Source organism: Halomonas sp. EF61 (assembly GCF_040147045.1).
In the GTDB taxonomy this organism is placed as follows: Bacteria; Pseudomonadota; Gammaproteobacteria; order Pseudomonadales; family Halomonadaceae; genus Halomonas; species Halomonas litopenaei.
The window spans coordinates 308,420-317,627 of record NZ_JAMSHM010000002.1; the positions used below are offsets into that span (position 1 = coordinate 308,420).

Sequence of the window (9,208 nt, forward strand, 5' to 3'; positions counted from 1 at the left end):
ATCGATCAGGTAATTCATTGTGAGCACTTACCGACAGTCAGATGACGTGTCGTTTAAGGAGGTGATCCAGCCGCAGGTTCCCCTACGGCTACCTTGTTACGACTTCACCCCAGTCATGAACCACACCGTGGTGATCGCCCTCCGAAGTTAGGCTAACCACTTCTGGTGCAGTCCACTCCCATGGTGTGACGGGCGGTGTGTACAAGGCCCGGGAACGTATTCACCGTGACATTCTGATTCACGATTACTAGCGATTCCGACTTCACGGAGTCGAGTTGCAGACTCCGATCCGGACTGAGACCGGCTTTATGGGATTAGCTCCACCTCGCGGATTCGCAACCCATTGTACCGGCCATTGTAGCACGTGTGTAGCCCTACCCGTAAGGGCCATGATGACTTGACGTCGTCCCCACCTTCCTCCGGTTTGTCACCGGCAGTCTCCCTAGAGTTCCCGACCGAATCGCTGGCAAATAGGGACAAGGGTTGCGCTCGTTACGGGACTTAACCCAACATTTCACAACACGAGCTGACGACAGCCATGCAGCACCTGTCTGAGAGTTCCCGAAGGCACCAATCCATCTCTGGAAAGTTCTCTCGATGTCAAGGGTAGGTAAGGTTCTTCGCGTTGCATCGAATTAAACCACATGCTCCACCGCTTGTGCGGGCCCCCGTCAATTCATTTGAGTTTTAACCTTGCGGCCGTACTCCCCAGGCGGTCGACTTATCGCGTTAACTGCGCCACAAAGCTCTCAAGGAGCCCAACGGCTAGTCGACATCGTTTACGGCGTGGACTACCAGGGTATCTAATCCTGTTTGCTACCCACGCTTTCGCACCTCAGCGTCAGTGTCAGTCCAGAAGGCCGCCTTCGCCACTGGTATTCCTCCCGATCTCTACGCATTTCACCGCTACACCGGGAATTCTACCTTCCTCTCCTGCACTCTAGCCTGACAGTTCCGGATGCCGTTCCCAGGTTGAGCCCGGGGCTTTCACAACCGGCTTATCAAGCCGCCTACGCGCGCTTTACGCCCAGTAATTCCGATTAACGCTCGCACCCTCCGTATTACCGCGGCTGCTGGCACGGAGTTAGCCGGTGCTTCTTCTGTGAGTGATGTCCTCCCTCGAGGGTATTAACCTCAAGGCTTTCTTCCTCACTGAAAGTGCTTTACAACCCGAAGGCCTTCTTCACACACGCGGCATGGCTGGATCAGGCTTTCGCCCATTGTCCAATATTCCCCACTGCTGCCTCCCGTAGGAGTTCGGGCCGTGTCTCAGTCCCGATGTGGCTGATCATCCTCTCAGACCAGCTACGGATCGCAGCCTTGGTGAGCCGTTACCTCACCAACTAGCTAATCCGACATAGGCTCATCCGATAGCGCAAGGTCCGAAGATCCCCTGCTTTCCCCCGTAGGGCGTATGCGGTATTAGCCTGGGTTTCCCCAGGTTATCCCCCACTACCGGGCAGATTCCTATGCATTACTCACCCGTCCGCCGCTCGACGCCTCCTAGCAAGCTAGGATCGTTTCCGCTCGACTTGCATGTGTTAGGCCTGCCGCCAGCGTTCAATCTGAGCCATGATCAAACTCTTCAGTTTAAAGTCTGATAGCCCGTTAAGCGGACCAAACTTGGCTCAAGGTTCAAACGTCTCGTTTGACGAGTCGCTTGCCTTGATATTTCAGTGACAGTGTCACTGACTCATCGGCAAGCGCCCACATGAATTACCTGATCAATTTTTAAAGAGCTTTTCGCTTTGCAGCGCCTGCTGGCGCAGCGCCCTGCGAGGAAGGCGTATTCTACAGAATCGAAGCGTTTCGTCAAGGCTTTCTTTTTTCGCCGTGCAAGCGATGCCTGCAGGACTCAAGAGAAAGCGAAGCGAGCCTGACGCGCATTCTGCGATGCCGTCCTGGCGACTCCGATCGAGTGGCGAGCATTTTACCGATTTCTCGTTGCCCGTCAAGTGGGGAATTTCTCGAAGACTTGAAAAAGCCTTTTCAAAACAATCACTTTTACCACCCTTTACCGCCTGTGACGTTTGCTCGTCGCCGGCAGCGGATGCGTACTCTACGGATTGGGACCGGCCTTGGCAAGCACTTCGTGTAAAAAAATTTCACACCGCCGTCATCTGCATGACATCCCCGACAAGGCGACGAGGAAGGCGCCAAGAAATTGCAGCAAACCGCCGGGGCTTTCTCTGCTTGCCCGGCCTCTGCTTACCCGGCTCGTCATGGAGCATCCACTGACGTGTCGAATCGGCCTAGGCGTCGCCGCCTTCCACGATGCCGCCGAGCTCACAGGCGATCCCTGCCGGAATCTGCTCATCTGGGTTGGCAAGCCGCATGGCCAAGGCGAAGGTCCCGCTCGAAGCGTCGATCACCGGGTCCACATGGATGACCTCCGCTGAATAGCGTTGCCCCACCGGGCTCGATAGCATTACCTCGATGACATCTCCTGCAGCGATTCTTCCGTAAGCGGCCAGCGGCAAAGCGGCCTCGATGCGTAGCGGATCGAGCTGAACCAGTTCAAGCACCGGCGTGGCGTCAACGAATTCACCCTCCTCCGCCAGGCGTTCGCTCACCCACCCATCGAAGGGAGCCCGCGTCGTGAGCTGTTGCAGACGTGCATTGGCGAGATTGACCTGCAGGCGGGCCAGGCGAAGCTCGGTATCGATCTCGTCACGTTCGCTCTCGCTGAGCATATTGCGCTCGATCATTCGCTGGTTTCGCTGCATGCGTCGTGACGCATAGGCGGCGCGAGAACGCTCCAGTTCGACACTGGCGGATTCGACATCCCGCATCAGCGAAAACAGCGGATCGCCAGCCGCCACCCGCACGCCCGCTTGTACGTCGATTCGCTCGATGACGCCCGGCACCTGGCTCGACAGAGCAGCCTGGCGACCTGGCTCCACCAGGCAGCTTATTTCACCAAATCCCGGTTCTTGCAGATCCGTGTCCTGCGCCAGTGCCGGCGCGGCGATGCATCCCAGGGCAACGATCAGTGATCTCGCTGCTTTCATGCGCACTTCCTTTCCATGACGGAGACAAGGGTTAAACAACGATCGGCTATCAGCGCAGACCATGGCCATACAGATCTGCCAGTGGGAAAAACCATAGAGCGAATGAAAGAAATGAACGCGCCTCTTTCCGCGCCATGCCACCTTCGCGCCACGCTACTCCCCTCTTCCGCTGAAACCCAGTTGGTCATCTTCACGCCAGTCGGCTTCGAGCAAACGTGCCCGCTCCCGGGCGTGGCGACGCTCCCTGGTCTGCTGCGCGCGGCGCAGTCGTGTGGCAAGCCTTCCAAGACGGCGTTGCCAGCCATCCAGTTCCGTCAGCAATTCATCCTCTTCGGACAGCACCCACTCGACGCTGCCCGGATCGCCCTGGCGAGCGCAGCGCCCCATGATCTGACGATCTATCCGCGCAGCGTCGTGATGGCCCGCCAGGATCACGTGCAGGCCGCCCGCACCACGAGTCACCGGATCAAGCGGAATATCGGTCCCGCGTCCTGCCATGCTGGTGGCAAGGGTGACCGCCCCTGGCGCCCCGGCTGCGGCGACGACCGCCGCTTCGTCGGCGTCCTGGCGAGCGCTCAGTATTCGGTGTGCAATGTCGTTGGCCTTGAGTCTCGCCGAAAGCGCTTCGGCATCAGCGAGGCTGACGGTGGTCACCAGCACAGCACGCCCTTGCGCGACGAGAGAAGGAAGACGTTGGCAGATCCATTCCCACTTGGCCGCCTTCGTGTCACAACGCATCACCTTGCCGAGACGCCGCCGGCCAGGCCGATGGGGGGGCACCGTCACCACCCTCTGACGGTAGGTAGTCCAGAGTTCGCGCCGCACCTCCCTCGCCGTACCGGTCATACCCGACAGGTGGCGATAGCGGCGAAAGAAACGCTGGTAGGTCAGACGCGCCAGGGTAATGTTGGGATCGCTGGGCTCGCACCCTTCGCGGCGCTCGATCATCTGCTGCAGCCCCTTTTCCCAGCGCCGATCCTCCATCACCCGGCCGGTGTGCTCGTCAATGATCAGCACCTTGCCATCCCGTACCAGGTAGTGGACGTCACGTTGAAAGTGGTGCTGCGCCAGCAGAGCCTGCTGGATCAACCACTGCTGACGGGAACGTCCCTGCCAGTGCCCGGCCATCGACTGGCGGGACAGTCGTTCGACCTGCGATTCCAGATAACGCTTGCCGCTGTCGGTCAACAACAGCTGCCCCTGTTCCCGCACGAAGTGCTCGTCCTCGACAAAGCGCTTCGCCATGGCGATGGCCTCATCGACAAGCGCAATATCCAGTGCCCCCTCGCCGGCGGGGCCAGACAGGATCAAGGGAGTCCGCGCCTCGTCCATCAGCACGCTGTCGGCCTCGTCGACGATGGCGAAGTGCAGCCCTCTGAGCAGCAGCCTGTGGCTGGTGAGACGCCCCTGCAGTCGTGCAGCGTGGGCGCTCAAGGGGTGACGTCTGGTGCCGAGCTCCTGGGTGTCCCGCAGGTAGTCGAATACCAGTTCCTTGTTGGTGCAGTAGACCACATCCGCCGAGTAGGCCCTGCGCCTTTCGGCGGGCGTCATGCCGTGGACCACCGAGGCCACCGAGAGACCCAGGCGGGCGTAGACGGGGCCCATCTTGTCGGCGTCCCTTGACGCCAGGTAGTCGTTGACCGTGATGATGTGCACAGGGATGCCGGCCAGGGCGGCGGTAGCAGCCGGCAAAGTGGCCGTCAGGGTCTTGCCCTCGCCGGTCTGCATTTCCGCTACCTGTCCCTTCAGCAGGACCATGCCCCCCAACAGCTGCACGTCGTGGTGTGCCATGCCCAGTTCACGTCGTGCCACTTCCCTGACCAGGGCGAAGGCACGTGGCCATAGCCACCCAACCACGCCGCGACGGCGCAACGCCTGGCGCAGAAGGCCAGCCTGCGCATCGAGCGCGGTGTCGTCGAGCCGTGACAGCTGCCGCGCATGCCAGTGAATGACGGGAAGACGGCAACGCAAGACCCATCGTATGACCGAGGAGGGCCCGCCGAGGCTTGCCCTCAACCCGTGCCAGGCCCGTTCCAGTGCACCAGGTGCTGACACCGGGCGCTCGGCGCGGCTGATGACGTCTGCGGGAACTCGTGTCAGCATCGACTCAGCGCTCGAACAGGCGCAGGAAGGAACGCCGGACCTGCCGCCACATGCGGAATCCAATCGGCTCCGGTGTGTGCTCGATACGCACCTGGACACCTTGACCCAGGCGCACCCTTGCACCGCTCTCGATCAGGCCGGTGGCGCTGAAGTCCGCCAGATGATGCCGACGAAAGGCCCTCAGCGGCTCGCCTTCCCCCGACGCCGCCGAGGGGTCCAGGGCGACATCGCCTCCGCCCTTCTGGGTGAGACTCAGGCTTGGCACCTCATGACTGGCGCCAGGGGACAACCGCAGCAGGTGCGAGGCGGCGGCCTTTGCATCACCGCCGCTACGCACGCTGACGCTGCGCCGGTCGTCGCGCACGAGTTCCGCCTGGTGGGTCGGCACCAGCGTCCGCACTCGCAGGTCACCAGATTTGACCAGCACCCCGAGGGCCTGGCCGCGGCGAACATGGCTACCCAGGAGGGGCGCCCCTTCGGGCATCATCCAGCGTCCATCGTGGGGGCTCGTCAGCAATGTCGCCGCCGCTCTGCGCCTGGCATCGACCAGCTGACCTTCGACCAGGCGCTGCGTCTCCGCCAGCACCGACAGCGCTTGCGGGTCGCGAATATCGGCCTGCTGCTGCTGCTGAACCTCCCGTGCCCTGGCCTCGAGCAGCCTCACCTCGGCGTCGAGTTCCGGTGCCGCGATACGGGCAATCGGGTCGCCGGTGCGAAGTGGCTGCCCTTGTATCGCCATCAGTTCGACCAGCTCACCGCTGACACCGGACCGCAGGCGCGCGGGCTCGGCAGAATCGATCACCCCCTTTAGGGTGGTGGCGTGAGGCGCGGGCACCAGCAGCAGGCCCGCCAGCAGCAACGCCAGGCCGCCGAGCAACCAGCTCCAGGCGCGAGTGCGAGAACCTTCGAGTTGGCTATCCACGGACATGGCCTTCAACAGCTTGAACAGGGGCAACAGCAGCGTCATGGTCACCGACCACAGCGCCAGCAGGATACCGATGAACAGGTACTGGGTGGCGACGAAGGTGGCGATGACCACCATGATGATCAGTCGGTAGACGAAGGACAGCACTGCATAGGCCACCAGCCACCAGGCCTCCTTGAGCGAACCGGCCTGACCGCTGACATCGCGACGTCCCAGCAGGTAGCGCTTGACCACGTAGGTGAGCTGCTGGTTGGCGCGGGAAAACAGATTCGGAATTTCCAGGTAGTCGGCCAGCACGTAGTAGGCGTCGAAGCGCAGCAGCGGGTTGCCGTTGAACATCAGGGTCGAGACACCGCCGATCAACATGACGTTGAAGGCCAGCGAGCGAACAACGCCAGGCTCGGCCATGACCCACACCAGCATGGCCGCCGCCGCCAGCCAGAGTTCGACCAGCACCCCGGCGGCCCCGACCAGCATGCGCTTGCCCTTGTCCGGGCAGGCCGCAGCGGCGCTGGCGTCGACGTAGGGTACCGGGAAAAAGACCAGCAGCATCACCCCGATCTCGTGGACCTCGCCGCCCGCGTCGCGGGTGGCCCAGGCGTGCCCCAGTTCGTGCAGGGTCTTGATCAACGGGTAGACCAGTGCCATCAGCAACAGATTGTCGACCCCCAGCACCCGATCGGCCAGGTTGTCGCTCAGCTGCGTCCAGTGGATGCCTGCGACCACCAGCGCCAGCACCACGGTCGCCAGCCACAGCACCGCGCCCAGCGGGCCCAGCAGCGGCCTTACCAGCGGGTAGCTCGCGGCGACGAAGCGCTCCGGATCCAGCAGCGGGATGCGGATGCCCAGCGGCGACTTGATCAGCTGCAGCCACTTGCTGCGACGCTGCCGCGTCTGACGCCGTGACAGTTCCTCGATATTGATGTCTTCGTGCCCCGAAAGCAGATTGGCACGATGCAAGCGACCGATCAGGGTGACCAGTTCCTGCTGTGTCGGCATGGCTTCGCCCAAAGACCGGCTGACCTGATGCCAGATGTCGTCGAGGGTGCGTCGTCCATCGAGTCGCCCGATGATCTGATAGGACTCCGGCGTAAAACGATGCACCTGTCCAGTCAGGGAATCGTGCAGCACGTACCACGGTTCGCCGCGATACTCGTGGCGTGACAAACGCGCATGCCGGCGCAGGCGCAGGCGTAGATCGGCGACTCGGTGCCAGTGCTGGCTGAACAGTGCAGTGGTCATGATTCACCCCCACCAGCGCCACAGCGTCAGCTTGAGCCAGTCTCGCAGCCCGCGGGTCCAGATCTCGATCAGCGGACCTTCGCCGACCTCGACCCGCGCAATACCCGACAACCCAGGGCGCAGCAAGCGTTCCACCTGCCGGGGGTCAACCTCGCCGGCGTTCATCTCCAGGCGAGCCTCGACGATAAAGCGGGTCTGACCTTCACCGCTGGTGCTCCGAGGTGTGATCCGCTCGACCACCAGCGGCCAACGCTTGCCGGTCATCGAGGCCAGCACCATCGAGCCATGCTGGGTCGGCGCCAGATCATCGATACGGCCCTCGGGCACGGCCAGGTCCAGGCGAAACCCGTCCAGCGGAGAGACGCGAAACAGCTCCTCGCCTTGCTCGGTCACCGCGCCCAGTCGCTGGGTCAGGTCGCCACTGACCACCACCCCATCGAAGGGCGCGACCAGGGTGGCCCGATTGAGCCTGGACTCGACCAGTGCAACCCGCGCCTCGGCCTGCTCTCGCTGAGCCGCCAGCACGTTGAGCCCGGCGCGATCACCACGCGCGCGGGACTCCTGCTCCTGACGTGACAGCTTGGCGATTTCGCTCTGCCATTGCAGCCGTTCCAGCAGCAGCTCCCGGGTTTCCATGCTCGCCAGCACCTGCCCGCGCTCGACACGATCACCGGCTCGCACGCTGGTTGCCTCGAGATACCCCCGGAACGGCGCCGAGATCACCCGCTGCACACGACTTTCGACGGTCACCTCCGCCGCCACCTCGTCCACCGTGGTGATCAGGGTGGAGGCGACCAGCAGAGCCACCAGCGCCAGCACCGCCAGCTTGAGCCCGAGATGTCCCGGTCCAAGCAGGCGCCCCAGTTGCTCGCCAGCCGATGCCAGCGCCTTGACCACCAGCGGCCGGTCGTTGCGCCTTTTCTCCTCCAGCGCACGGGTGCATAGCGCCAGCAGACTCTCCAGCGCCTCGATCTCGTCGAGGGTAAAGGGTCGATCGCGTTCCAGGGTCACGGCGCCACGCGCCACCCCATCGTCGAGGCAGGGTACGCTGACCACCGAAGGAACACCGCCGAGGGTGACCAGCTCCTGATGGGCCAGCTGGACACCGCCATCGTGCCGCCCTGCCGCACCTTCCACGGGAGGACAGGCCACGCTGGCCAACTGGTCGAGCGCCTCATCCATGGCCGCCGCCGTGGCCTTCACCCGATTCATCTTGCGATTGAACTGGGCGCTGTGGGAAATCTGCAACACGCGACAACTGGCACCGCGGCGCCAGCCGAGGCTTACGCGTTCGGCACCGAATTGCTCGGCCAGACGGGTCACCAGCTGTGCCGAGGCTGCGGCGAAGGTAGCCTCGGACAGCACGCCGGCCAGCAGGGACAGGCGGTCCTCGAGTACCGCCTGGTGTCGCAGCATGTCTTCTTGCCGCTCACTCATCAGGTCCCGTTCCAGCGCAGCGACACCTTCCTCGAGTCGCTGCATCAGTGGCACCAGGGACTGACGTGCCCGCGCCACACCGTCGTCGGAGGTGTCGCGCAGGCCAGGCGGAATCGCCAGGCTCAGCGCTACCGCGCCTGCCACCTCGCCATCCATGCTCACCGGATAGCCGATGCCCAGGTGCGCCTCATCCAGTTGGCTGACCATGCCACTGGCAACCTCGGCGACCTCACTTGCCAGCGCCAGCAGTGCCTCGCCGGCGCCCTCGCTGAAGCCCGGCCACAGCGCCACTGGCTCGATGCCGGATGGCCCACGCCACGCCACCAATCCCTCGACCAGCCGCACCTCATCGACAGCGCCGCTGCGCTCACAGTGCCGGGCCAGCCAGTGCTGCATCCGTTCACGCATGGACGCTTCAACGTCGCCCCTTGCCTCGTCTAGCAGCATACCGCTCCCGCTGGCCCGTTCAGGCCCCTCATCAAGGTGTCAA

Annotated in this window: 4 protein-coding genes and 1 rRNA gene; all 5 read right to left on the reverse strand. The window is 63.1% G+C overall.

The window, feature by feature from the left end; all coding sequences use genetic code 11:
- Window positions 1-54: 54 nt before the first annotated feature.
- A 16S ribosomal RNA gene (locus tag NFI08_RS10465) occupies window positions 55-1,592 on the reverse strand.
- Between the two features lie 660 nt (window positions 1,593-2,252).
- Entirely contained in the window at window positions 2,253-3,152 is a 900-nt protein-coding gene (locus NFI08_RS10470; protein WP_240184303.1) for an efflux RND transporter periplasmic adaptor subunit, read from the reverse strand.
- A 12-nt stretch (window positions 3,153-3,164) separates the two neighbouring features.
- A complete protein-coding gene (locus tag NFI08_RS10475; RefSeq protein WP_240184302.1) occupies window positions 3,165-4,982 on the reverse strand; it encodes a preprotein translocase subunit SecA in 1,818 nt (605 codons plus the stop codon).
- Window positions 4,983-5,118: 136 nt separating this feature from the next.
- Window positions 5,119-7,281, reverse strand: a complete 2,163-nt coding sequence (locus NFI08_RS10480; RefSeq protein WP_349589198.1) for a peptidase M50 — start codon at window positions 7,279-7,281, stop codon at window positions 5,119-5,121.
- A 3-nt stretch (window positions 7,282-7,284) separates the two neighbouring features.
- Complete coding sequence (locus NFI08_RS10485; RefSeq protein WP_349589201.1) at window positions 7,285-9,165, reverse strand: efflux RND transporter periplasmic adaptor subunit; 1,881 nt, start codon at window positions 9,163-9,165, stop codon at window positions 7,285-7,287.
- Window positions 9,166-9,208: the final 43 nt, after the last annotated feature.

Bases quoted from the DNA above. Each gene is read 5' to 3' on its own strand.
- NFI08_RS10480 (WP_349589198.1), bottom strand. From the start codon at position 7,281: ATGACCACTGCACTGTTCAGCCAGCACTGGCACCGAGTCGCCGATCTA.
- NFI08_RS10485 (WP_349589201.1), bottom strand. From the start codon at position 9,165: ATGCTGCTAGACGAGGCAAGGGGCGACGTTGAAGCGTCCATGCGTGAA.